This window comes from Maribacter sp. MS6, assembly GCF_056839185.1.
Genome location: NZ_CM166389.1, coordinates 2,700,963 through 2,726,755, shown reverse-complemented (window position 1 = coordinate 2,726,755; position 25,793 = coordinate 2,700,963). Strand labels below are relative to the sequence as shown.

The window sequence follows — 25,793 nt, the reverse complement described above, 5'->3', positions numbered from 1 at the left end:
TGCACTATCCCTATTTCACGATAAAAACTATTGAACATACTAATACCTTTTTTACAAGAGTTTAAATTTAAATCGAAAAACACCTCGTTGTATTGTGATTTTGATAAAATAAAATACTTTTTTTACGATTTTATCACTTTGTAGTAGTGGAATGCAGCGAGTTCACTGACTGGTTTATCTTATGTTTTTATAAAATTCTTCGATTGCGTGTTCCAACAACTCTTTTGCATTTTTAATGTTATAGGAAAGTGGTTTTTTCTTATTCTGTATTTCGATAACATCCATGATACCCATTTCGTTTAATAGAGCACTATCAATATTCAATTGCCCACAAACAGCAAGAACCGGGATGTCAAATTTCTTTCCTAAATCTAATACACCTTGTACAAGTTTACCGTTAAGGGTCTGCTCGTCCAACTTTCCTTCTCCGGTAATGATGTAATCAAATGTATCCGAAGCCAGCGTCGTTTCGATTCCTGATAGTTCGAGTATAAAATCTATTCCATGCAAGAAGTCAGCCTTTAAAAAACTTTTAAGTCCATACCCTGTACCACCTGCCGCACCGGCTCCAGGAATCAAAGAATTGTCCTTGCCGAATCGCTGCCTAACAATGTTATGTAAATTCCGAAGCCCTTCATCCAGTTTTATTATGGAGCTAGCAGAAGCTCCTTTTTGCTTGGCATACACAAAGGCAGCACCATCGGCACCATACAGGGGGTTACCCACATCGTTAACCGCAAAAAACGATACTTCTTGCAACAACTGAGAGACACCAGAGGTATCAATATCCCTAATATGTATCAAATTTTTACCGATAGGCTCCAGAGCCTCACCTTTTCCGTTCAGGAAAACAAATCCCAAAGCACTGGCAATCCCAATACCTCCATCATTGGTGGCGCTACCACCTAACCCCACATAGATATTACGTACTCCTTTTTCAATAGCATCCTTGATTTGCAATCCAGTACCGTAGGTAGATGTTTCCATGGGGTTGCGCTCTTTCGGCTTAAGCAGCTCCATGCCAGAAGCGTTTGCTAGCTCTATATATGCAGCAGATTCTTCTCGATTATACAAATAGCTACATAATCTAGCCCTGCCCAAAGGGTCCTTACCAACCGTTTGGATACCTACACATGGCCTATATCGTGCAATGGCTTCTAAAAATCCATCACCACCATCGGAAGCTTTAATTATATGAAAGGTAGCTCTAGGCAAGACCTGCTCTACACCAAACTGTATGGCACTGGCAACTTCTTCACTCGTAAGCGACCCTTTGAACTTATCTGGAATCAACAAAAATCTCATTTTTTCAACTGTTCAGGAAATGTATCTATAACAAGACCCCATAATTCTGGTAATGCAAAATATACAAATAATGTTACCAAGAAAATAGAAACAATGTTCATAAAGAAACCTTTACCCACCATATCCGGAATACGAAGATACCCAGAACCAAATACTACGGCATTGGGTGGCGTTGCCACTGGGAGCATAAATGCACAAGAAGCAGCAACGGCAGCACCTACCATTAAAACAAAAGGGTGGACATCTATGGTCAATGCCATTGGTGCCAGTACAGGCAGAAGCATAGCAGTAGTCGCTAAGTTTGACGTGATCTCCGTTAGGAAATTTACCGCTGCAACCAATGCCAGTATCAGAAGTAAAATGGGAAGCCCGGAGAGTGCCGCCATTTGACTACCGATCCACACGGCCAGTCCACTTACCTCAAAACCCTTGGCTAAGGCCATGCCCCCTCCAAAGAGCAAGATAATGCCCCATGGCATTTTTACAGCCTCCTCCCATTTAATCAAATGCTCCCTTTTATTTTTTGCAGGAATCAAAAACAAAACAATAGCAAAAAAAATGGCAATAATGGTATCGTCCAATGCAGGAAGGAATTTTTGCAATAGAAAGGACCTAGATATCCAACAAAATGCAGTCAACGCAAAAACAAAAGCTACCATTTTTTCCTCATAGGATAGTCGACCCAACTGATTCAATTGTCGTTTGATCTCCAGTTTTCCTCCGGGAAATTGAATTTGTTTGAATTTAAATGCGTACCGAGTTAGGTATTTCCAACAGATATAAAGAAGGATAATTGAAATAGGCAGACCAAAGCTGAACCATTGCATGAATGTAATTTCATAGCCATAGGTATCCAAAACAACACCTGCCAAAACCAAATTGGGAGGTGTGCCAATCAACGTGGCTACCCCACCAATTGAAGCACTATAAGCGATGGCCAGCATTAGCGCTTTCCCGAACGTTTGGTTCTCATCTTCAATAGTATCCGGATTGTCCCTGAGTTGTTTGATAATCGCCAGACCAATTGGCAGCATCATTACGGAGGTAGCGGTATTGGAAATCCACATCGATAAAAAAGCCGTAGCAACCATAAAACCCAAAATAATTTTACGTACGTCCGAACCAATAAAATTGATGATTACTAAAGCGATGCGTTTATGTAGATTCCATTTTTCAATAGCAATAGCAATAATAAATCCACCCATATAAAGGAAAACATATTTATGACCAAAGGAAGCAGCGGTAGAAGACAACTCTAATCCACCGGACAAAGGAAATAAAATCAACGGAAGCAATGCTGTAACAGCAATAGGTATAGCCTCGGTAATCCACCAAATGGCAATCCAAACCGTGGTGGCCAACACAGCATTGGCCTCTTGGGAAAGTCCTGCGGGACGAAAAAAGAATAGTATTAGAAAGAAAGATAGTGGACCTAATATACGACCTATTAATTTCGTCTTATTCATAAATACCTATCTGTTCGTTTTCATCAATGACCTAATATACATTAAAAAGCAAATAGGCTCTATTTAGCTTTATACATATTATAACCTAACAACCCCCATGCAGCAATAAGTAAAGTACCACCGATAGGCGTTATAAAAGCAATCACCTTAAAATCAAAATCGAACAAGCTATTGATAGCCAATAAATAAATAGAAAAAGAGAATAGAGCGATACCAGCTATCACCAAATAAAAAACGGTGCGTTTTATGCGAATAGTTAGGCCAGGCAATAAGCCTAGCACAAACAATAAAAAAACATGATACATCTGATACCGAACACCAGTTTCAAAACTGGTGACAGCCTTGGCATCTACAAGCTTCTGCAACCCATGTGCACCAAATGCGCCAAACACAACAGCAAAAAGACCTAAAATACATGCCGTCACAAATATTGTTTTGTTCATAACTTATCTGCGTTAATTTTTTAAAAATATAACAATTTGATACCTTAGTTTATCGTTCTATAACAAAAGTAAGCAATACATATGTCGCGAAAAATTTTGGTAGTTGGTGCTGGTAAATCCACCTCATATTTATTAGATTATTTCTTAGATAAATCGGTAAGTGACTCATTACATCTTACAATAGGTGATCTGAACCCTGACGCCATCCCAACAAACATTACAGCACACCCTAACTGTAGCGTAATTCACTTAGACGTTTTTAAGAACGAGGAACGCGCAGTGGCAATCAAAAATGCAGATATTGTTGTTTCCATGCTTCCGGCGCGGTTTCATATCAAAGTAGCGGAAGATTGTATCAAATTCAAAAAACATTTGGTTACCGCATCTTATGTGAGTCCAGAAATAATGGAACTGGACCAAGCTGCTAAAGAAAACGGGTTGGTTTTCATGAACGAGATAGGCCTTGATCCAGGTATCGACCACATGAGTGCTATGCAGGTCATTGACCGTATTAGGGATAAAGGTGGTAAAATTCTATTGTTCGAATCCTTTACCGGAGGGTTGGTAGCGCCAGAATCGGACAAGAACCTATGGAACTATAAATTTACTTGGAATCCTAGAAATGTAGTCTTGGCAGGCCAAGGGGGAACCGCAAAGTTTATTCAGGAAGGAACGTATAAGTTTATTCCCTATCACAAATTATTTCGCAGGACAGAGTTTTTCGAAATCGAGGGCTATGGCCGGTTCGAAGGCTATGCCAATCGAGATTCCCTAAATTATAAGGAAGCGTACGGATTACAAAATGCACTTACTATTTATAGAGGTACCATGCGCAGGGTAGGTTTTTCCAAAGCATGGAATATGTTTGTACAATTAGGGATGACTGACGATAGTTATACCATTGAAGATTCAGAAATCATGACCTATCGCGAATTCGTGAACCTGTTTTTACCATATTCTCCAACCGACTCCGTTGAGCTTAAATTACGACACTATTTAAAGATAGACCAAGATGATATTATGTGGGACAAGCTAACCGAGCTAAATCTTTTTGACACGACAAAACGTATTGGACTTAAAGATGCTACACCTGCACAAATTCTACAAAAAATACTGGAAGATAGTTGGACTTTAGCACCAGAAGATAAGGACATGATTGTGATGTACCACAAATTTGGCTATGAAATAAATGGCGAAAAAGAACAAATAGATTCCAATATGGTGGTGCTTGGTGAAGACAGGACCCATACGGCCATGGCAAAAACCGTAGGCCTTCCCGTAGCCATTGCTACCTTACTTATCCTAAACAAAAAAATTACCGAACCAGGCGTACAGATTCCTATTTCAAAAGAGGTGTATACCCCAATTCTTAAAGAATTGGAAAATTATGGTATTCGTTTCAAAGAACACCATGTACCTTATTTGGGATATAATCCGGATACCGTAGCGAGCTAAAAGAAATTCATAATCGATAGTTCTTTTTTTCTAAACTAACAATACAGGGGTATTTTATCTATTTTTGATTTCAAATTGATATGTCGATTATGAAATCATCCAGTCAAAACGTTAAAATTGATGGTATAGACAAGAAAATCCTAAGATTCTTGATGGAGGATGCCCGTAAACCTGTACTAGAAATTGCCCGTAATATTGGAATATCAGGAGCAGCTATACACCAAAGATTACGGAAATTAGAGGCTTCCGGCCTTTTAGCCGGATCTAAATTTGTGATTAATCCCAAAGTCATGGGCTACACCACTATGGCCTATATTGGTATTTACTTGGACAAGGCCATGAGTAATCCCGTTGCGGTTAAACAATTGGAAAAAATACCGGAAGTGTTAGAGTGCCATTACACCACGGGCAACTGGTCTATACTCATCAAAATTTTATGCAAGGACAACGAGCACTTAATGCATGTGCTGAATAAGGAAATACAGCAAATCGAAGGTGTTTCTAGAACAGAAACCTTTATTTCCCTCGCACAACAAATAGACCGACAGATTACGATTTAGTAGATACGAACCGATCACTAAGTCGACCCACAAACATTTTGAGGTAGTTTTCTATTGAGAAACTATAAACAAAAAAAGCCTGTACAGCATAAAACCGACAGGCTTTTAAATTCTTTCAACATTCTCTAATCTCTACCTCCAAACACTTGAAGACCCCAATAGACTAAAGTTGCCAAGGAACCTATTGCTGCAACAAGGTACGTCCTCGCCGCCCATTTCAAAGCATCCTCAGAACCTGCATATTCCGCTTGGGTAACTACATTTTTGTTCTTTAGCCATGCCAAAGCTCTATTGCTAGCATCGTACTCTACCGGTAAGGTTATAAAACTAAACAACGTGGCAAAACTCATCATTACCAAACCAGCAACGGCCACCCAATACCCAAAACCAACTCCAGCAGCTGCTCCAAGAGCTAAACCCCCAAAAACTACCCAAGTAGACATACTTGATGTTACACTAACAATAGGCACTAATTTGGAACGCATTCCCAACCACTCATAAGCAGTGGCGTGTTGTACGGCATGCCCTACTTCATGAGCCGCAACAGCAGCAGCAGATGCATTTCTTTGGTTGTATACTCCTTCACTTAAGTTTACCGTTTTGTTTTTAGGATTGTAGTGGTCTGTTAGCATACCAGGAGTGGAAACGACTTTCACATCGCGAATACCATGGTCATCCAACATTTTCTGCGCAATCTCGGCACCACTCATCCCATTTTGTAAATGCACTTTTGAATAGTGCTTGAACTTACTTTTAAGTCGGCTACTTACCAACCAGCTTACCAAAGCAATAGCACCTATCAATATATAATATCCCATCATAACATTTCAACTTTTAAATTTCAAATTAAATATACTAAAGATTCCCATCTGTTAAAGAAATCGATTACCTAAAAGCAAAAACCCCGCCAAAACCTTTTTACGCTGTAAAAGGTCTGGAGAGGTTCGAAATACTGACAAAATGTACTTTTAAACAAGGATTTCTTCCCAACCAAAAGCTTCTATAATTTCTTGATATACTACCTTTCCATAGATAATATTAAGACCCTTTTTTAAGCTGGCATCTTTTTCACAAGCTACTTCCCACCCAAAATTTGCCAACCTAACGGCATAAGGCAATGTTACATTGGTCAAAGCTACGGTAGACGTATAAGGCACAGCGCCAGGCATATTGGCAACGGAATAATGAACCACATCATCTATGATATAAATAGGATCTTCGTGAGTCGTTGGTTTGGTGGTCTCCACACATCCACCTTGGTCTACCGCTACATCTACGATAACCGTTCCGGGCCGCATTTCTTTCAGCATATCCCTCGTAATTAAATTTGGAGCCTTCTTGCCTTTCAACAATACACCTCCTATGATAAGGTCATGTGTTTTGATATGTTTTCTGATATTGTATTCGTTTGAAAACTCGGTTACCACGTGGGGCGGCATCACATCATTGGCGTATCTAAGCCGTTTCATATTAATATCCATAATAGTCACATGAGCGCCCAAACCGGCTGCCATTTTTGCAGCTTGTATGCCTACGACACCGGCACCTAAGACCAGTACCTTCCCTGGTGCCACTCCAGGAACACCTCCTAACAATACACCACGCCCTTTTACCGGTTTTTCCAAGTACTTGGCTCCTTGCTGAATGGCCATTCTTCCTGCGACTTCGGACATGGGCGTTAATAAAGGCAAGGTACCTTCCTCATCTTCTACCGTTTCATACGCAATACAAATTGCTTTTTGTTTGATCATAGCTTTGGTCAACGATTCACTGGAAGCAAAGTGGAAATAGGTGAACAAAATCTGACCCTCACGAATTAAATCATATTCACTCTCAATGGGCTCCTTCACCTTTACAATCATCTCGGCAATAGCATATACCTCTTCAATTGTTTCTAAAATCATAGCTCCGACCTGTTGGTAATCGGCATCAAAAAAACCACTGCCTTCCCCAGCACCGGACTGCACGTACACGGTATGGTTGTTCTTTACCATTTCAAAAACTCCGGCAGGGGTCATTCCCACCCGACTTTCATTGTTCTTAATTTCCTTTGGGATACCAACAATCATTGCGTTACTTTTTTAGATTATTCGGCTAAGTTGTAACTATTAAAAGGATTTTAAAAGTATTATTCGATAAAATGTAGGGGTTGTTGGGCAAAAACATATGTTTTAAATAATTTACCCCCTAAAAAATAGGGGTATAGTTCAAATTATTTATATTTTAATTTCATAGCCAACATAAATAACAAAAGCATAGAAGTAATAATATTTGATAAAATAATAGGCAAACTACCTAAATAAATCCCATACACTAACCAGAGGAGGACACCGGTCAACAAAACGGCATACATACTTAAAGAAATATCCTTAGTTGATTTCTCTTTCCAGGTTTTATATACCTGCGGAACATAGGCAGCTGTGGTTAAACTAGCAGCAACCAGACCTATTATTTCCATGTAGTGCATTTGATTCTGGTATTTTATACGTTTGACTATTGAGCAGGTTACAGGTAGGTTAACCTACAATATTCACAATCTTACCAGGCACAATAATTACTTTTTTAGGTGTTCTACCCTGCAATTGGTCCTTGGTTTTTTCGTGCGCCATAACAACCGCCTCAATTTCATCTTTATTTAAATCCAACGGCAATTCTAATTTAAAGCGCATTTTACCATTGAACGAAATAGGGTATTCTTTGGTACTCTCTACCAAATAGCTCGGTTCAAATGTTGGGAAGGGTAATGTGGATATAGACTCCGCATGCCCTAGTTTCTCCCAAAGTTCCTCTGCAATATGTGGCGCATAGGGCGATACCAAAATGGCAAGCGGTTCTAGAATTTCACGGCTGGAACATTTTTGACTAGAAAGCTCGTTTACACATATCATAAAGGTAGATACCGAGGTATTAAAACTGAAGTTTTCAATATCCTCCTCTACTTTTTTAATGGTCTTGTGAAGGGTTTTCAAAGCCTCTTTGGTTGGTTCGTTGTCCGAAACAGAAAAAGAACTATCAGTGCCTGAATGATACAAACGCCATAGCTTCTTCAAAAAAGAATGCGTTCCGGTAATACCTGCGGTATTCCACGGTTTTGATTGTTCCAAAGGCCCCAAAAACATTTCATATAGCCGTAAACTATCTGCCCCATACTCCTCACAAATAGCATCTGGATTGACGACATTGTATTTGGATTTGGACATTTTTTCGATTTCGCGGCCTACTATGTACCTGCCATCCTCTAAAACAAACTCAGCATCCTTGTATTCTGGCTTCCCCCTTTTAAAAGCTTCCACATCTAATTCATCTGAGGCATTTACCAACGAAACATCTGCGTGAATAGGAATAACATTCTTATTACTTAACCTTCCTTTGGAATAGACTTTATTTTTATCAATATCCTTATAAATAAAAGCACTCGTCCCCGTAATCATCCCTTGATTGATCAACTTTTTCGCAAACTCATCCTTAGGAACCAAGCCTTTATCGAACATGAATTTTTGCCAGAAACGGGAATACAATAAGTGTCCGGTTGCATGTTCGCTACCGCCAATGTACAGATCTACATCTTGCCAGTAATTGATGGCCTCTTGGGAGAAAATTTCTTTCTCGTTATGCGGGTCCATGTACCTATTGAAATACTGGGAACTTCCCGCCCAACCCGGCATGGTGTTCAATTCCAAAGGCCCTCCAAGTCTACCTTTTAGTGAGGAACTATTGAACTCTGCTTCCGAAACTACTTTTCCTTCTTCGCCATATTGCAACCAATGCCATTCTTTGGCATTTCCCAAGGGCGGTTCGCCTGTTTCGGTAGGCAGGTATTTATCGACCTCTGGTAATTCCAATGGTAGGAATTTATCATCCAACATCTGCGGCATTCCGTCTGCATCATAATATACCGGAAATGGTTCTCCCCAATACCGTTGCCGACTAAAAACGGCATCGCGTAAACGATAATTTATCTTGCCTTCCCCTTGGCCTAAAGTCTCCAAGGTCTGTATCGCTATTTTACTAGCCTGTTTTTGCCCCAATCCGTTCAGGAAGTCGGAATTCGCGATGACTGCCTTTTCTTTATCGGCAAAGGCTTCTTCGGAAATATCCACACCTTCAAAAATATTGGGAATTGGGATACCAAAATGTTTTGCAAAATCATAATCCCGTTGATCTCCACACGGAACGGACATTACCGCTCCCGTGCCATAGCCAGCTAATACATAATCGCCTATCCAAATAGGAATAGGCTCTTTCGTAAACGGATGTTCTGCAAACGCTCCCGTAAATGCACCGGAAATAGTTTTCACATCTGCCATACGATCTCGTTCGGAACGTTTTGCCGTAGCTTCCACATAGGCTTCTACTTCCCCTTTCTGTTCTGGAGTAGTTATTTGTGATACCAGTTCGTGTTCTGGGGCTAGGGTCATGAAGGAAACACCGAAAATGGTGTCCGGTCTTGTCGTAAAGACGTCGATGACGTGCTGGCCAGTTCTATTTTCGGAAAGTACATTAAAAGTGACACTCGCCCCAACTGACCTTCCAATCCAATTCGTTTGAGAATCCTTTAGCGGTTGGGGCCAATCGATTTTGTTTAGACCATCCAACAATCGCTGTGCATAGGCGGAAATTCGCATGCTCCATTGCGTCATCTTTTTACGAATAACCGGATGACCTCCACGCTCGGAAACTCCGTTTACAATTTCATCATTCGCGAGAACCGTTCCCAATGCCGGACACCAGTTTACTTCACTTTCTGCCAAATAGGTAAGCCTATATTTTAGCAGTATTTCTTGTCTTTCCCTGTCTGAATAAGACGCCCAATCTGCCGCTGTAAATGGCACAACAGTATCATCACAGACCGCATTAATCGCTGTACTTCCTTGCGCCTCAAAAATATCGACTAATGTCTTTATATCCTCTGCCTTATCGGTTTCTGTATTATACCACGAATTGAACAATTGAATAAAAATCCACTGTGTCCATTTATAATAACTGGGATCTGAGGTACGTACTTCCCTGCTCCAATCAAAGGAAAAACCCAATTGATCAAGTTGTCTTCTATAGGTCTTTATGTTTTCAGCGGTAGTGATTGCAGGGTGCTGCCCAGTTTGTATTGCATACTGTTCTGCGGGCAGACCAAAAGAATCATATCCTTGCGGATGTAGCACATTAAATCCTTTATGTCTTTTATAGCGTGCATATATATCACTGGCGATATATCCTAATGGGTGACCCACATGAAGACCTGCACCAGAAGGATAAGGAAACATATCCAATACATAGAATTTTTCTTTATCGGAAATATTCGCTGCCTTAAATGTTTGATTTTTGGCCCAATGGTCTTGCCATTTCTTCTCTATTGCATTAAAATCGTAGTTCATAGGATACTTATATAAAAAACATAAAAACACACCTAAAAGTTTTCTTCCAACACTTTGGCATGCCCTTATTTTGCGGGGCAAAAATAGGTGTAATCGATGAAAGTTAAAAAGATATTGACGATTAACCCTTTTCTATTGCAATTTAGCCTTTAAACGGCACCATTTATTCAAAAGTAGTATCCTTACAGCTGTGAAAAAAGCTGTTCCCCTTCCTACTAGACACTCTGCCATATCATTGGATTCTTCTCCAAAAAGTTAGTGGGTAGTTTGGGTTTTACAGTGAAAATTATGGAATACCCATAGTTACCATAGCTGTTGCAATAGGACACCCCAATCGCCTGGGACTTTGTGCCAGCGCCTCTTGTAGACAGGAGATACAATTTGAAATGGTGTTTATATGTTGTGGTGATAGCATCCTGTTTTGAACTGTTCGCAAATCATTTTTGCAACCAATCGTTATTATAATTCATCATTAGCAGTGTTAATTGTTGTGGCTCATTTCACATTACTTTCCTATTTTTACACTACTTAATTAGCCTTATGAGCACTTCTTTTGAAAATTACCAGAAGCGAAAGCTTATCTCCTCCTATTTCTCAGTGGTGCTTAGCATTGGCTTGGTACTCTTTTTATTGGGAATCCTGGGTCTTTTGGTGTTGAACACGAAAAAAATGGCTGATCGCTCCAAGGAACAGATTACCATATCTATATTTTTGAAAGAGAACGCAAAGGAGATAGAGGTGGAGCAATTACAGAAGACCCTGGCCATGTCCGAGTATACAAAATCTGCAGTGTATGTATCCAAAGAGGAAGCGGCCAAACAACATAGTGAGGATATTGGAGAAGATTTTGTTGATTACCTAGGTTATAATCCTTTAAAAAACTCCATCGATGTAAACCTAAAGGCCGATTTTGTAACGGAAGAAAAAGTGACGGAGATTGCCCAAACCCTCTCGGAAAAAACATATGTAGATGAAGTAAGCTACGACAAGGTATTGGTAGGGATGGTAGCCAAAAGTGTGGAGAAAATTGGTTTTTGGATTTTAACGGCAAGCGCTATTTTTACCTTTATCGCAGTATTATTGATTAATAGTTCTATTCGATTATCTATCTATTCCAAACGATTTGTTATTAAAACGATGCAAATGGTAGGAGCTACCAAAACCTTTATCAGAAGGCCATTTATTTGGCAGAATGTAAAATTAGGTATGTTGGGAGCTGTTTTGGCCTTGATAGCTATTGGTGGTGTACTTTATTACCTGAACACCAACTTTCAAGATCTGGGACTTTTAGACGAGCCATATATCATCATAAGTTTACTCATTGGGGTTTTTGTGCTAGGTATTCTAATATCGTTAACAAGCACCTATTTTGCAACGCAACGTTTTTTAAACCTAAGAACGGACGAACTATATTATTAAACCCATTGTGTTTTATTACTTTGGTTCGGCAGGTTTTATTTAATGCCATCATGCACTTATTCAACAACTTTACTAACTTTGTATCATGAGTAAGAAGAAACATATGCAACCCGCCCCAAAACAAGAGTTTATCTTCCAAAAGAAAAATTATCTCTTCATGTTTATAGGATTGGTCTTGATTACCTTAGGCTTTATATTGATGAGTGGTGGCGGAACAGATGACCCAAATGTGTTTAATCCTGAAATATATAACTTTAGGAGAATCCGATTAGCTCCTACTTTAGTGCTTATAGGCTTAGGAATAGAGGTATATGCAATTTTGTTGAATCCGCATAAAACCAAAAGCTAATTGGAAGTTTTAGATGCTATTATCCTAGGCATAATCCAAGGATTAACAGAATTTTTACCCGTATCGTCTAGTGGACATTTAGAATTAGGCAAAGCAATCCTTGGTGATAATTCGGTGCCGGAAGAAAGTCTCCTTTTTACGGTAATACTTCATTTTGCAACAGCGTTAAGCACCATAGTAGTATTTAGAAAAGATGTTTGGGAAATAATAAGTGGACTTTTACGATTCAAATGGAACGAAGAAAGTAAGTTTTCTGTAAAGATTATTATTTCTATGCTGCCTGCCGTATTCATAGGATTATTTTTTGAAGAACAGTTAGAAGCCTTTTTTGGCGGCAATATTCGCTTTGTGGGCTTTATGTTGCTGATTACAGCCGTGCTACTATACTTTGCGGATAAGGCCAAGGATACCAATAAAAAAGTGAGTTTTAAAAATGCCTTTATTGTAGGGGTTTCACAAGCTATTGCCATGTTGCCCGGAATCTCTAGAAGCGGTGCCACTATATCTACATCTGTACTTTTAGGCGTAGATAAATCCAAAGCTGCACGCTTCTCTTTCTTAATGGTAGTGCCTTTAATTTTTGGAAAAATCGCAAAAGATATACTTAGTGGAGATCTTACTTTTAATGGAGAAAACAATATAGCTATGGGAGCAGGTTTTATCGCTGCTTTTATTGCCGGACTTGCTGCCTGTACCTGGATGATAAAGTTGGTTCGTAAAAGTAAATTAAGCTATTTTGCCATCTACTGTTTGATTGTTGGGCTCGTTGCCATAATCTACGGTTTTATGAATCCATAGGGTTGTCTAATCAATTGAAATTTAAAGTGCTATGGCTAGGTATTTGACGAATGCCAGTAATGCTTTTGCTTTTTAACACCAGCCGGTCGGGGTATTGATACTTGGCTATTTTAGAGAGAAGATAACGGTGTTAAACTAAGCGTTACATCAATTATATATCTAATAAAACGTGAAAACAAAAGAAGATTACTTGAATGGTACGTTGCTATTAATTGATAAGCCGCTACAGTGGACCTCTTTTCAGGCGGTAAACAAACTAAAATGGGTATTAAAAAAACGCTTTGGCTTAAAAAAGATTAAAATAGGCCATGCAGGGACGCTAGATCCACTTGCAACTGGACTTCTTCTTGTATGCGTTGGTAAGTTCACTAAAAAAATATACGAGTTCCAAGGCTTGGAAAAGGAATATACAGGCACGCTAATCCTCGGTGCTACTACACCCTCCTATGACATGGAGACACCAGTAGAGTATAGATTCAATACAGACCATATCACAGAACAACTCATAGTTGAAACCACAAGAAAATTTATTGGTGAGATAGACCAAGCCCCACCTATTTTTTCAGCGCTAAAAAAAGACGGAAAAAGATTGTACGAATACGCACGCGAGGGTAAAGAAGTGACTATACCGACCAGAAAGGTAAGCCTTAGTGAATTTGAAATAACCAAAATCGAATTTCCGGAAATTAGCTTCCGAATTGTGTGCAGTAAGGGGACTTATATTCGTTCTATTGCACATGATTATGGAAAAGCTTTAAGCTCAGGCGCATATTTATCATCGCTTAGGAGAACCAAAATAGGGGTTTACAACGTAAATAAAGCGCTAGACCCAATAACTTTTGAAGAAATAGTATTAAAAGAACTAGATACGTAAACCCAATTAGCTTTATTCATTTTTTGTACTATTTTTCAAATAAAGCAGTTATATATTAATGAACTTTAACAGGCAACAATTATCCCTAATCAGTACCGTGTTTTCCATGGCAATTGTTGTATTGATACTCTATTCGATTCAATTAGGAGGAAAAACCGAAAAGGACGAAGATTATGTTGTAGAAATGATTCTGGACGAAGAGATACTCGAGGAAATTCTTGAGGAAGAAAAAGATAATGAGGAGCAGTCCAACACCCAAGCCATTAAAAGCCATACCGCATTTAACGAAACGGCTAAACCAAGTTATGGGAATCCAGAACCGCTAAAGACCTTCGAGGAAATCCTAGAAGAAAACGCAACTTCTGATGAAAGCGAACCATCCGACGATTTAATTGCCGACTCGGAATACGCAGCAAAGATTAAGGAACTTGCTAAAAAACGCGAAGAACAGAAGCAGCTTTTAGGAGAAAAAGAAGCTAAAAAACAAGAATTCACCAACTATCTGGCAGAGAAAAGAACAAGCATATCCTTCTCGCTTATAGATAGAAACAACTACAAACTACCACCACCTATCTATACTTGTATAGAGGGGGGGAAAGTCGTTGTGAATATCGAGGTAAACGCAAATGGCTATGTTACGGATGCCAGTTTTAATGCAAAAAGCTCGGGTACATCGAATGGATGTCTGGTAGATAATGCCATTGCCTATGCTTTAAAAGCCAGATTTAGTAAAGCATCCAAACCAATTCAAAAAGGGACGATTACCTATTTATTCCAAAGTAAGTAGCTCTAATACTTCTGTTAAAATACTTTCCCCTTTATCTGTATTGTACCAAACTTGTAGTTCCTCCTTAAATTGTGGTAAGATGGCACCGTGCATAGCCTTATGATCTTCCACCAGTTTTGTGGCATTACCAGATCGGGGACCCCAAGTTCCAATTACTGTTTGAGTTGCATTATCCAAAACAATAAGTTTTGGAATAGACATGCCGCCATTGGTTAGAAATCTACCCATTAAAGCCTCATTCTCATCCCTAAGCACCACCCTAAAGGTAATACCCGGATTAAGACTTGCTACTTTTTCCATAATAGGCAAAGCTGGAGAGGCATCTCCGCACCAACTTTCTGTCAGCACCAACCATGTGTGATTCTTATTTATATTTTCAATTTCTTGTGCAAGCTCTTCCGTTATCTTTACCATCTTATCCCAACGCCGCATCCGTCTATCGTTCAGCTTTGTATAGTTCGCCAAATCATCTGTCTGCACAGGACCGGTAGATGAGCCGTTTACGGCCAACGTAGCTACTAGTGCTCTATATTCAGCATAAGACATTGATTTGGCCAAAGCCTGTTGAATTAGTTCTTCTGTAGATTTTACCATGGTTTTAATACTATATGTTTACGTCTATTAAGAATTAACAGCGCAATTTACAACCTTAAATATTGCTATATTCTTACTCCCGTTACATTAACAAACGTGACCATCTAAGAATTCGTACACAGTAGAAGTATGTAGTTACTCATCTAAAAGTTCTAATGAATCAAGTGATTTTCTAAGTTCTGCGTACACATGTATGCTATTGTTACAAAAAGGAACTTCACCTTCTCTACCCAAAACGGCATATGACTCTCCATTTTTCATTTTCAAAACACTTCTGACGGAAACGATAATTCCTTCCAAATCCAATAAAGCCCTTAGATTATCTAAACTATGCTCCTTAAAATTAAGTGATGGGGAGATATATTGATAATATCGATTAGACGGTTTTCCTATTTTCAGCTTTTGTCCAGGTCTAATATCCTGCCATCGGATATCTACCTTGGCTGACATGTTTTCGTTCCCAATAAACTCGGGAAACAACACTGGTCTGCTCTTCTTCATATGATTTGTCTTTTTATATATACTACTATAAATCGACTAGGTTGTTGGTCTAGTGCCGTACACAAAAATACCTCACAAATTTTATTTCGATAGCAATAATCCGTTAAACAATAGTTAATATGTTAATTAATAATAGTATAACTATTATAACTATAACTGCTTAGGATTGACAAAAAATAATGCTAATCGATGGGGATAGGATTTCTAAAGGAGCGTAGACTCTAAGCGGTTACGATACCAAAGTTATAGCTTCTGGTTATCAACATGCAAAAACCTACATTACAGATTTTCAGGATTCACTGCCAAGCTATTAAACAACTTGGCTTTTGCGGAATAGTATTTGTTTTGAACGGAATTTTGTTTCAGTACTGCATCTATGAGTTTACTTTCCCTAGAATTTATAAGGAACAAAGAGCTTTCCCCAAAACTGAACTTTCTTTCCTCTGCAGATAACAAGACCCTGTAGTTCATCACAATATCATCTATAAGTATATTCTGGTTCTCAAAAGAATCCAGCTCATTATAAATGGCGAGAACCTTATTTCGAATTTCTATTTGAGCATTATCATACTCAAACTCCGCATCTTGTAATTTTATCTTCGCTAACCTTAAATCTCCCCGTTCCTTTCTCAAAAATAGAGGCATCTGAAAAGTGAGCCCTCCTTTATACTGTTCCGTGACAAAGGAATTTATAAACTCGGGCGTTTCCGTTAAAAAATTATAATCCATATCTATAGTAGGCAACAGCTTATTGGTCTTTAAGCGCTTGTCTACCTGTAAACCATCTATCTTAAAACCTAATGACCTTAGTTTTGGGTGATTCTCTAGGGTAAAACTATCCAAGGGTTTTCCTAAAATTTCTAGAGTTGTATCTATATCGGAGGCAATATTTTCTTCTGGTATCACATTGGGCTGAAGCTCTAACGGTACATTATCGTTCAACCAAAGAAAATTGGAAAGCTCCAATGATTTATTTCTGAATCTAACATTTGCCTGCTCCAATTCCAGTGCCCTACTTTGAACGGCAATTTTGGCCTCTACGGTATCAATAGCCGCGATTTCTCCGGCCAAAGCACTTTTTTTAATCCCTACGAACCTTATTTGAGCGTTGTTTAAAAAATTTGCAAAAACTTTACTGTCTTTATAGGCCTGTATCCAATCAAAATACGTCAAGGAAGCATCGAACAATATTTGATTCACCAACAAATCCCTATCCGCCTTGGATTGCTCCCTAAAAAGTTTGGCTTGCTTTAAGGTTGCCATTCGTTCATTTATCCAAGAACCCCTTCCTAAGGACACCGATACTCCTGCACTGTAAAGACCATCTGTGGGTACGGTTTCGGCGGGGTTTAAGAAAGCGCCTTCGTTCTGCTCAAAATTTCCTTTTAAATCTATACCATACCATGTGGGAATTTTGAAAGTAGCGTTTAGCTCATCATAATACTCCGTTCCCTTAAACTCTTTACGTGCATAGTCTACCTCTATCTTTGGGTCAAAACCGCCGCGGGACTTCATTAAATTTGCCTGTCCCATACTTATGGCCAATTGCGCCTGCTTCGCAATTGGGTGGTAACTTTTAACATACCCCAAGTATTCGTTAAACTGAAGTACAATGGAATCCTGAACTTGAGCTCTACCAACAAACGCAATCAATAAAAGTAAAACAGTACAACTATTTCGCATCGTTATTTCTTTACCGGTTTAGCTTGGGCACCAGTTGGCTGATAATAATTTGGTGGGAATCCGTTTAATTGCCTCCAAAGTTCAAACCAAATGGGCACATCCTCCAACAAAGCTATAGTATTGGCTCCGGAACCCACCCTGATATCCTTTGGCCAGGCATGGTCCTCCTCATCGGGCGCCAGCAAGACCCTATATTTGCCATTTGCACTGATAAACGTTTCTATGGCTACTACTTTACCGCCATACGTACCATAAGATACATTGGGCCAACCGCTAAAGACTATCGCAGGCCAACCATCAAACTCAATCCTTACTTTTTCACCCAAATGAATCAAAGGTAAATCTATAGGTGCTACAAAAGTCTCTACTGCCATTTCATAATCAGACGGCATTATTCCTACCAACTGGTCACCTTCTTTGAATGTTTCTCCAATACCCCCTTGTATCGCCCTATTTATAAAACCATTTTGCGGTGCCCGTATATAATACATATCGTTCCGCATTTCATAGTTGGTTTTCTCGTTCTGCAGTTTGGTCACTTGAGCTTCGGAATCGAACTGACTAGACTGCGCAGTGAACATATCGCTCTGGGCTTTGGATATTTTATCCGTGTAAGAGGCCTGCACACTGTTAATTTCAACTTCGGCATTAATTACTTCGTTCTTTGCGGCCAAGAGTTTATTTTCTTGGGAAATTAACTTCGCCTGCGTTTCCTGTAGTTTAAGGCGTTTTTCTTCCACATCGGTAACCGCTTTTAATCCCTCGCTTTCTAGCTGCTGGGTTCGCTCAAACTGGCGTTCCGCAATTTTTATATTGGTCTTGGCGGCCTCAAAATCGATACTATCGCTTTGCACCTTCAATTTAGCTTGTAGCAATTTGTTCCGTGCCTGTTGCAACTTCAACTCCCGTTCCCTACCTAATGCAACGATTTGATTGTTAAGCGCACCTACCTTGCCTTCGTAAGAAATAACCGATGCAGACTTGGCACGAATCTGTTCTCCGGTCCTTTCCACCAACATCGGATCAAAATACTCATTTTTGATTTCCGATATAAATAGTATGGTATCTCCCTTTTTTACATAATCCCCTTCTTGTACATACCATCTTTCTATTCTTCCCGGTATGGGCGATTGTATGGTTTGAGGACGTTGATCTGGTCTCAAAGTGGTAAGAAAACCAACTCCTTTTACATTTTGCGTCCAAGGTAAAAACAATATGATTACCATAATTACGGCAAACACCTTAAGGAATCGATTAAAGTGCTTGTAATGTCTTTTATGAAAAACCTTTTCAGTAGACCTATAGCCTTCAAGACTTACCTTCTTGTTCAGACTACTCTTTGAAATGTTGAGCATTGTTTTATATTTCGCTTATTAATTTACCCTTATCCAATGTTATAATCCTGCCACAGCGTTTTGCCCATATTGGGTTTCGACTAGTAACCACAATGGCCCAAGGCTGTTCGGGCAACAATAAAAACTCTATGATTTTTTTCGCTTCTGCATCGTCAAATTGATAAAAGGGATCGTTCAAAATAAGTAATCTAGGTTTACGCACAATACTTCTTGCCAAAACAATTTTCTTTGCCAACGTAGAGGATATCTGTTTTCCTTCAGGAAAAATAAAAGCATTTAATCCAAGTTCCTGTCGTTTTACAAAGTCGGACAATCCCGTATTCTCTATCGCCCACGAAATATCTTCCCGCGAAATAGTTGTATCCCCAAATGTTATGTTCTCCAATAAAGTTCCTTCAAAAGGAGACTCTTCCTCCAACGATTGCCCCAAATGTGACCTGTAATGGTTAAGATGCAACCCTTTTAGAGATACGTCGTTAACATAGATTTCGCCTTCTGTAGGTTCTGCCGTACCAGCAATTAAACGCAGAAGACTTGCCTTTCCAGACCCATTTGCCCCTTGCAATAAAATGGAACATTTTGGTGTAACAATAAAACTCACATCATCTATTATTTTACTCTTCCGTCCAGGAACGGAATAAGAAACATTATTAAGTTCTACCGTAAAACCCTCATTATCCCCAAAGGATTTTTCGCCTTCTTGTGGCTCCAATTCTTTATCTACGACTTGGCCCAGTTTCTCCAAGGCAGTTAGTACATCATAAAATGATTCTAAGCCCATAATCAACTTCTCTACAGAGGCGATTACCGTAAGAATAATAATTTCCGCTGCAACAAACTGACCAATATTCATTTCCTGGTTGAGTACCAATAAACCACCGATTATCAAAAGGCCACCAGTTACTAATATTTTAAAGCCAATCATTTGGACAAATTGCAACACCAATATCCTAAAGTGATTTTCCCTAGCATCCAAATACTTGTCCACTAAATTGTCTGTTTTCCTTAAGGCGTGCGATGTTCTGCCAGATAGCTTAAAACTGATGATGGTTCTGGCTACCTCTTGTATCCAATGTGCCATCGCATACTTCTTCTTTGATTCTACAAGGCTGGTTTCCAAACCTTTCTCTATGGTATATTTAAAAACAATATAAATTAATACCAACAATAATATTCCATATGCAATGAAAAACGGATGATAAAAGGACAACAACAACAAGCCAAAAATGATCTGCAACAGCGCTGCGGGAAAATCCAACAATAATTTGGAAACTCCTTTTTGGATATTGAGTACATCAAAAAACCGATTGGCCAGCTCTGGAGGATAATAGTTATATAGTGCACTCATTTTCATTTTAGGGAACCGGTACGCAAATTCAAACGAGGCCCTAGTGTAAATTTTTTGTTGCACGTTTTCAATGATACGCATTTGCATGAGTTGTAAAACCCCTACAAATGCAACACCCAATGTTACCAGAATCACCAACACAATCCACGAAGTACTTACCTGCGCTCCTTGAATTAAGTTGATTATGGCCTGAATACCCAATGGCAAGGAAAGGCTTACTAGTCCGGCAAAAATTGCATAGTAAAATACTTGCAAAACGTCTCGCTTATCCAAACGCAACATACCAATAAGCCGCTGCCAGGCGGTCAAAATATTTTTTGACATTATTTTTAAGATTTAAGTACGGAGAAAACCAAATTTGAAAAATATTGACCAAGATCATCATTACCACGACAATCCGTCAAAGAGCTAAAATGATTCTTTAAAAAATGTTGATGCAAAGATCCCTCAAGAACAGTACTCGCCAAACTGGAGGGATACTCATATGTTGAATCTAATTTTTTAATCATATCCGTTAATCGATTCACCAGTCTCTTGTAAATAACAAAATAACCTTCTTTGTTCTCTAGGTCTACCTCCTTTGTGAGGTAGGACTTAGAATATTCATTGATCACTATTCTATTCAAAAGTACTTCGTTAATATGTGAAAAAGCAGAATCCTCTTCCGTATTTTTCGTTACTATTTCCAAAGTCCTTGCCAATTTTTCCTTAGCATCTGCAATTCCGTTAGTAGCAAATACCAACTGATACTCTAACCAGCCCCAATACCAAGAAGTGAGGTACAAGAGTAACTTGTGCTTATTTTCAAAATACCTATATATAGAACTCTCGTTAGAACCAATTTTTATACCTAACTTTTTAAAGGTAAAACTTTCAAAGCCCATTTCATTGATCATTAGAATACTATTTTCTATAATCCTCTTTCCTAAATTCGAAGACTCGGGATCTTTGAGATAGATTTTCTCGTTAATGTTTATTTTAACGGATTTAAGCAAATGTTCCATAGCATCAGTTTAAGGATAATTACAAATATAATAGCAATACTACCAATTAGCGATAGTTTAACTAATATTTAACGGGGATTCCATATGAAATTCTACTTAATGATAGTATATTTAATGACTATGATTTAAAATTAAGACAACTATGAACAAAGAAATACTTTTACTCGCATTACTTCTCTCTCCTTTTTTAGGTGGAGCACAAGAGCTATTTCATTTATCATTTGAACATAGACAGTCATCGATTTATAGCGCTTGGGACGATACCAATGAAACTAGTTTTCCTTTAAAGGAATCTACAATAATCATAGGTGGTCTCAATGATTTGGACGGTATTGGCAACTATTTTAATATTTTTGGCAGCAAACTTATTGTAGATAGTTTGGACATAGCCTCAGATGGCACCCAGCGTGTAGTCCTTAGACGCGAAGATGGCGATAACTTTTTCAATTTATACCCTAGCATAAAAGCAAAACTTACCCCAGTTCGCTATCTTAAGAATAACAAAATACAACCCATAAACACCAAAACCTTATAGCCAACTATCGTAAAACAAATCAATGAAATAAGGCAGTAAAATAAAAAATCAAGACTAGTTTTAGAAAATACAGTTTGCTATACCCCTTGTTACTTGAACATTTTACAACGCCTAACAACCTTAAAAACCCGCTGCTATTGTTTTACCAAAAAACAAAAGGATGATACTTGCACACATAATGGCAACCGACCGCACTCAGGCTCTTGAAATAATCAATTTATTAATGGACAAAAAGCTACTATTGCAAGCTGCCGTTTCCGAAAAAACTATTTATCAGAGAAAAACGGAAAGTGGCAAATTAATTAGTGAATCTAGAACGCTCATCATAGGCAAAACCAAGGGGCTGCTTTTTACCGCCATAAACAAGGAACTTAAAAAACATTTTTTTGAAAATATGCCTATGTTATATGCTGTCCCTATCATCTACATGGATGAAGAACTGGCTCAATTACTTCGTGAGAATACGGCCAAAGTATAATTTCAAATCGTGTTCACCCAGCTAAAATGCTCTGAAATAATATGTTCCTTTTCTTTTTTTGTATAATGTAAAAATGCTGTTGCAGCAGGAGATAATTTTTTTGCAGAAAGCCATACTAAATTCCAGGTAGTGCTAATAGGAAGACCCATCACCTCCATAATTTGTAATTCTTTGTTCAAAAGTTCGCTCTTTATTCCTATCAATGGCATTATAGAAAAACCTAGCCCAGAAATTACAGCCTGTTTTACAGCCTCATTTGAGGTTAACTCTATTTTCTTTGACGCTGGCAACTTGTTTTTCTTGATAAACGCCTCCATTGCATTTCTCGTTGCCGATCCTTGCTCCCTGTAAATTAATGGTAGTTGTTCAAAAATTTTCTTGGTTATTTTAGGCTTCATCTCACTTTTCGTGCTTCCTACAAGAAAAAGTTTGTTTTCCATGAGGGCTACACAGCTTACCTTTAGATGATCAGGGACCACAGACACCAAGGCAAAATCTACTTCATTGCGCTCCAAGGACCTAACGACCTTAGATTTGTTAGTGACATCCATTACCAATTCCACCCCAGAATTATGGTTTATAAAATCGCTTAAAAAATACGGCATCACATACTGTCCTGTAGATACAATTGAAATTTTGAGTTTACCTGACAGCCGTCCTTCATAAGCCAAAGACTTAAAGTTGATAGCATAGACCTGATTTATAATTTTTTCTGCCGCTTCGGCAATTTCCTTACCAAAATCGGTCACATAAAGTTTTCGGCCAACTACCTCCGTAAGAGGAATAGAAAACTGATCCTGAAAATTCCTTAATTGAATCGATACAGCAGGTTGTGTCAAAAAAAGTTCTTCTGCAGCTTTTGTAATACTCTCCTTTTCGGTAACCTTCAAGAATACTTGTAATTGATGCAAGGTATAATTCATAAATATTTTTTATATTCTACAAGATAAATATAAACAAAAATCGATTACTAAATAGCACCGGATTTTTTTGTATAACTAAACTTATACGAAATACAGTCCTAAAAAAGCTAAAGCGAAAATCAACAAAAAATCAATACAAAAATTCAACGGGCAGAAGGAGGATTAAACGTATCAAAACCTAACGATGTGGTAACATCTCTAATTGAAGAAAAATTAAATTCTCAGCAACTCCGAACGCTATTCTTAAGCGAAAGATTTTCTAAGGCGAACACCAATTATCCCAACAGGAGAACGGTAGAATCTGAATGCGAAAAAACAATAGCTAAAGCCCTTTCATAGGATTACGGAAATAGGTGCCACATTAAACCTAAAAATTTCATTAAGAAAGTAAAAATCCATTTATGGTACCACAATCAAAACATATGTGGTTTACTAAGATTACATAGTACAAGGAGCATCAGCTATACTATTGTTTTACCTAACAATTTAACACAACGATCAAACGACTAGACACTATACTTTTAGTTATCAAAAAAACGTCGTTATTGTTATTGGCTTATCTTTAGGTTCCTTAAAATAAATTATGGATAAAAATAGATGTGGATGGTGCAAGGGAGATTCTCTTTACGAAGCGTATCATGATGAAGAATGGGGTGTGCCAGTAAAGGACGATGCTACAATTTTTGAATTTTTAATACTTGAAACTTTTCAAGCCGGCCTCAGTTGGATAACCGTACTCAAAAAGCGGGAAAATTTCAGGAAAGCCTTTGACAACTTTGATTATACCAAGATAGCAAGTTACGACCAAAGAAAAATAGAAGCGCTTTTGCAGGACAAAGGAATCATAAGGAATAAACTTAAAGTAAATGCAACCGTCACAAATGCTCAAGCGTTTATCCGAATACAAAAAACCTACGGGAGTTTTAGCGACTATATCTGGGGCTTTGTAAACCACGAAACTATTAAGAATACCATTGCCGACTACAAGGAAGCTCCGGCAAATACCCCTATTTCAGACAACCTAAGCAAAGACCTTAAGAAAAAGGGGTTTAAATTTGTAGGAAGTACTGTTATTTACGCGCACATGCAAGCAACAGGAATGGTAAATGATCACGAAACAAGTTGCTTTAGGTATAACGAAGTAGCTTCTTAGTCAAAAACTCCAACGAAATGAAAACTAGGTTATTAATTCTCATAACACTGATTTTATGCGCCAACTATTGTAGTTCTCAGGACACCTATGAAAGAGCACATAGAATTAGGAAAAATCAAATGCCAATTGCGTCCCTTAAACTTTTGGAAGATTCTATAGAAAATGCCAAACGTCTCCGATATTATAAGGAAAAGGATACTTCAGAGAATAGGTACAGCACAAAATTCAAAAAAGATAGACTTTGGTATTTCATGAATTTTGATAATGTTGGTTCGCTTATAAATATCGAAATAATCATACGACCGCTAGATATACCATCCGATGCGTACGCCACAATTGAAAATTACCTTAATGCTAGCTTCACTACCTACAAGGTAAAAGAGATTAGACAACAATACCAAACTACCGAAACGGAATCCTTAGAAAAAACATTACGAAATGCGTTTCAAAATTTACTCCTGCCCGATCTGCGGTATAATTTTATAATTACAGGTAAAAAGACAAAGCAAAAGATTGACTACGAGGTTCTATTTGATGCGGAGGGAAAGTTTAAAGCTATCAGCCAAAGGTTGCCACCAAACTATGACCATGTTCTTTACTAATAAAAACTTTGTTAGTTGTCGTTAAGAATACCAATAAACTCGTTTCTGGAGATTTCGACTGCTCCCAAGCTTGCTAAATGATCTGTATACATCTGGCAATCAATAACCCGATAATTTTTCTCTTTTAGTTCCTGTGCAAGTTTTATAAATGCAAATTTAGAGGCGTTGGGCTGCAAACTAAACATACTTTCGCCACAAAAAACGGCACCTAGATCTACTCCATACAATCCACCTACCAAACTATCGCCCTCCCATACTTCGTAAGATTTGGCAAATCCCAACTTATGAAGCTTTATGTACGCATTTTTCATTTCATCGGTAATCCATGTTCCCTCTTGGTCCACGCGCTTTACTGTGGAACAATATTTCATTACAGTATCAAAACAGGTGTTTGTGGTTAACCTAAACTTTTGGTCCCGCAATACTTTCCGCATGCTTTTAGAAACTTTGATATTTTCTGGAAAAAGTACCATTCGCGGATCCGGACTCCACCAAAGAATTAAGGAATCTTCATTGAACCACGGAAAAATCCCTTTTTGATAGGCTAATAAAAGCCGTTCTGGCGAAAGATCTCCACCAACGGCCAAAAGACCTTCATCATTCGCCTGATTTACATCAGGGAAAGCTAGTCTATCCGAAAGAAACACAACAGAGGTATTTTGATTTCGTTCGTTCACAAGGTTTTATTGTACAATGTAATCAAAAGCAAAAAAAAAGAAAAAACTTGTTCAACTTTTTTAAGTCAAACAAGTTTCATGTTTCAAACGAATGATAATAAATTTAAAAAAT

At 38.3% G+C, this 25,793-nt stretch carries 26 protein-coding genes; 11 read left to right on the top strand and 15 right to left on the bottom strand.

From position 1 onward, the window contains the following. Positions 1–174 precede the first annotated feature (174 nt). The 3 genes from MS6x_RS12050 to MS6x_RS12040 are packed head-to-tail and all read right to left on the bottom strand — an operon-like array spanning position 175 to position 3,214. Entirely contained in the window at positions 175–1,305 is a 1,131-nt protein-coding gene (locus tag MS6x_RS12050; RefSeq protein WP_482602355.1) for a glycerate kinase, read from the bottom strand. Then, entirely contained in the window at positions 1,302–2,771 is a 1,470-nt protein-coding gene (locus MS6x_RS12045) for an SLC13 family permease (protein ID WP_482602353.1), read from the bottom strand. Before MS6x_RS12045 ends, MS6x_RS12050 begins: the two co-directional genes overlap by 4 nt. A gap of 59 nt (positions 2,772–2,830) precedes the next feature. Next, positions 2,831–3,214: a DUF423 domain-containing protein gene (locus MS6x_RS12040; RefSeq protein ID WP_482602351.1), complete on the bottom strand. Its 384-nt coding sequence runs from the start codon at positions 3,212–3,214 to the stop codon at positions 2,831–2,833. Positions 3,215–3,295: 81 nt separating this feature from the next. Between MS6x_RS12040 and MS6x_RS12035 the strand changes: the two genes are divergently transcribed. Together MS6x_RS12035 and MS6x_RS12030 are read left to right on the top strand one after the other, a co-directional pair. Next, positions 3,296–4,669, top strand: coding sequence for a saccharopine dehydrogenase family protein (locus MS6x_RS12035; RefSeq protein WP_482602349.1), 1,374 nt, complete (start codon positions 3,296–3,298; stop codon positions 4,667–4,669). Between the two features lie 89 nt (positions 4,670–4,758). Next, a complete protein-coding gene (locus MS6x_RS12030) occupies positions 4,759–5,229 on the top strand; it encodes an Lrp/AsnC ligand binding domain-containing protein (RefSeq protein ID WP_482602347.1) in 471 nt (156 codons plus the stop codon). Positions 5,230–5,354: 125 nt separating this feature from the next. Here the strand turns inward: MS6x_RS12030 and MS6x_RS12025 are convergent, their stop codons facing one another. From MS6x_RS12025 to leuS, 4 genes are all read right to left on the bottom strand, one after another. Further along, entirely contained in the window at positions 5,355–6,050 is a 696-nt protein-coding gene (locus MS6x_RS12025) for a zinc metallopeptidase (protein WP_482602345.1), read from the bottom strand. A gap of 147 nt (positions 6,051–6,197) precedes the next feature. Continuing rightward, entirely contained in the window at positions 6,198–7,298 is a 1,101-nt protein-coding gene (gene ald / locus MS6x_RS12020; protein ID WP_482602343.1) for an alanine dehydrogenase, read from the bottom strand. 143 nt (positions 7,299–7,441) lie between these two features. After that, positions 7,442–7,687, bottom strand: a complete 246-nt coding sequence (locus MS6x_RS12015; RefSeq protein WP_482602341.1) for a SemiSWEET family sugar transporter — start codon at positions 7,685–7,687, stop codon at positions 7,442–7,444. Between the two features lie 58 nt (positions 7,688–7,745). Next, positions 7,746–10,601, bottom strand: coding sequence for a leucine--tRNA ligase (leuS, locus tag MS6x_RS12010; protein ID WP_482602339.1), 2,856 nt, complete (start codon positions 10,599–10,601; stop codon positions 7,746–7,748). A 540-nt stretch (positions 10,602–11,141) separates the two neighbouring features. Here leuS and MS6x_RS12005 point away from each other — a divergent pair. The 5 genes from MS6x_RS12005 to MS6x_RS11985 all read left to right on the top strand — a co-directional run bounded on the left by MS6x_RS12005 (position 11,142) and on the right by MS6x_RS11985 (position 14,828). After that, positions 11,142–12,020: a cell division protein FtsX gene (locus MS6x_RS12005; RefSeq protein ID WP_482602337.1), complete on the top strand. Its 879-nt coding sequence runs from the start codon at positions 11,142–11,144 to the stop codon at positions 12,018–12,020. A gap of 85 nt (positions 12,021–12,105) precedes the next feature. Further along, on the top strand, positions 12,106–12,369 hold the full coding sequence (locus MS6x_RS12000; protein ID WP_482602335.1) for a DUF3098 domain-containing protein: 264 nt from the start codon (positions 12,106–12,108) through the stop codon (positions 12,367–12,369). Further along, a complete protein-coding gene (locus tag MS6x_RS11995; protein WP_482602333.1) occupies positions 12,370–13,167 on the top strand; it encodes an undecaprenyl-diphosphate phosphatase in 798 nt (265 codons plus the stop codon). A gap of 169 nt (positions 13,168–13,336) precedes the next feature. Further along, positions 13,337–14,041 carry a tRNA pseudouridine(55) synthase TruB gene (gene truB, locus MS6x_RS11990; RefSeq protein WP_482602331.1) on the top strand — a complete coding sequence of 235 codons (705 nt, stop codon included), beginning with the start codon at positions 13,337–13,339 and terminating at the stop codon, positions 14,039–14,041. A 58-nt stretch (positions 14,042–14,099) separates the two neighbouring features. Beyond that, complete coding sequence (locus MS6x_RS11985) at positions 14,100–14,828, top strand: energy transducer TonB family protein (protein WP_482602329.1); 729 nt, start codon at positions 14,100–14,102, stop codon at positions 14,826–14,828. On the opposite strand, the gene MS6x_RS11980 is transcribed toward MS6x_RS11985, so the two are convergent. The 6 genes from MS6x_RS11980 to MS6x_RS11955 form a co-directional block, all read right to left on the bottom strand. After that, entirely contained in the window at positions 14,811–15,422 is a 612-nt protein-coding gene (locus tag MS6x_RS11980; protein ID WP_482602327.1) for a thioredoxin family protein, read from the bottom strand. The two genes, MS6x_RS11985 and MS6x_RS11980, sit on opposite strands and share 18 nt — an antisense overlap. A 135-nt stretch (positions 15,423–15,557) precedes the next feature. After that, positions 15,558–15,923, bottom strand: coding sequence for a hypothetical protein (locus tag MS6x_RS11975; protein WP_482602325.1), 366 nt, complete (start codon positions 15,921–15,923; stop codon positions 15,558–15,560). A gap of 279 nt (positions 15,924–16,202) precedes the next feature. Beyond that, entirely contained in the window at positions 16,203–17,606 is a 1,404-nt protein-coding gene (locus MS6x_RS11970) for a TolC family protein (protein ID WP_482602323.1), read from the bottom strand. A gap of 2 nt (positions 17,607–17,608) precedes the next feature. Beyond that, entirely contained in the window at positions 17,609–18,961 is a 1,353-nt protein-coding gene (locus tag MS6x_RS11965) for an HlyD family secretion protein (RefSeq protein ID WP_482602321.1), read from the bottom strand. Between the two features lie 4 nt (positions 18,962–18,965). After that, positions 18,966–20,633 (bottom strand): peptidase domain-containing ABC transporter, encoded by a 1,668-nt coding sequence (locus MS6x_RS11960; RefSeq protein ID WP_482602319.1) that lies wholly within the window; start codon positions 20,631–20,633, stop codon positions 18,966–18,968. 5 nt (positions 20,634–20,638) lie between these two features. Beyond that, complete coding sequence (locus MS6x_RS11955; protein ID WP_482602317.1) at positions 20,639–21,313, bottom strand: TetR/AcrR family transcriptional regulator; 675 nt, start codon at positions 21,311–21,313, stop codon at positions 20,639–20,641. Positions 21,314–21,455: 142 nt separating this feature from the next. Between MS6x_RS11955 and MS6x_RS11950 the strand changes: the two genes are divergently transcribed. Then, the gene (locus MS6x_RS11950) at positions 21,456–21,848 is read left to right on the top strand and encodes a hypothetical protein (RefSeq protein WP_482602315.1); all 393 of its coding nucleotides are present in this window, start codon (positions 21,456–21,458) and stop codon (positions 21,846–21,848) included. Positions 21,849–22,008: 160 nt separating this feature from the next. After that, positions 22,009–22,326, top strand: a complete 318-nt coding sequence (locus MS6x_RS11945) for a hypothetical protein (RefSeq protein WP_482602313.1) — start codon at positions 22,009–22,011, stop codon at positions 22,324–22,326. Between the two features lie 2 nt (positions 22,327–22,328). On the opposite strand, the gene MS6x_RS11940 is transcribed toward MS6x_RS11945, so the two are convergent. Beyond that, positions 22,329–23,249, bottom strand: a complete 921-nt coding sequence (locus MS6x_RS11940) for a LysR family transcriptional regulator (protein WP_482602311.1) — start codon at positions 23,247–23,249, stop codon at positions 22,329–22,331. Between the two features lie 583 nt (positions 23,250–23,832). Here MS6x_RS11940 and MS6x_RS11935 point away from each other — a divergent pair. Together MS6x_RS11935 and MS6x_RS11930 are read left to right on the top strand one after the other, a co-directional pair. Further along, the gene (locus tag MS6x_RS11935; RefSeq protein ID WP_482602309.1) at positions 23,833–24,402 is read left to right on the top strand and encodes a DNA-3-methyladenine glycosylase I; all 570 of its coding nucleotides are present in this window, start codon (positions 23,833–23,835) and stop codon (positions 24,400–24,402) included. A 17-nt stretch (positions 24,403–24,419) separates the two neighbouring features. After that, complete coding sequence (locus tag MS6x_RS11930; RefSeq protein ID WP_482602307.1) at positions 24,420–25,004, top strand: hypothetical protein; 585 nt, start codon at positions 24,420–24,422, stop codon at positions 25,002–25,004. Between the two features lie 11 nt (positions 25,005–25,015). Here the strand turns inward: MS6x_RS11930 and aat are convergent, their stop codons facing one another. Continuing rightward, on the bottom strand, positions 25,016–25,681 hold the full coding sequence (gene aat, locus MS6x_RS11925) for a leucyl/phenylalanyl-tRNA--protein transferase (RefSeq protein WP_482602305.1): 666 nt from the start codon (positions 25,679–25,681) through the stop codon (positions 25,016–25,018). Positions 25,682–25,793 lie beyond the last annotated feature (112 nt).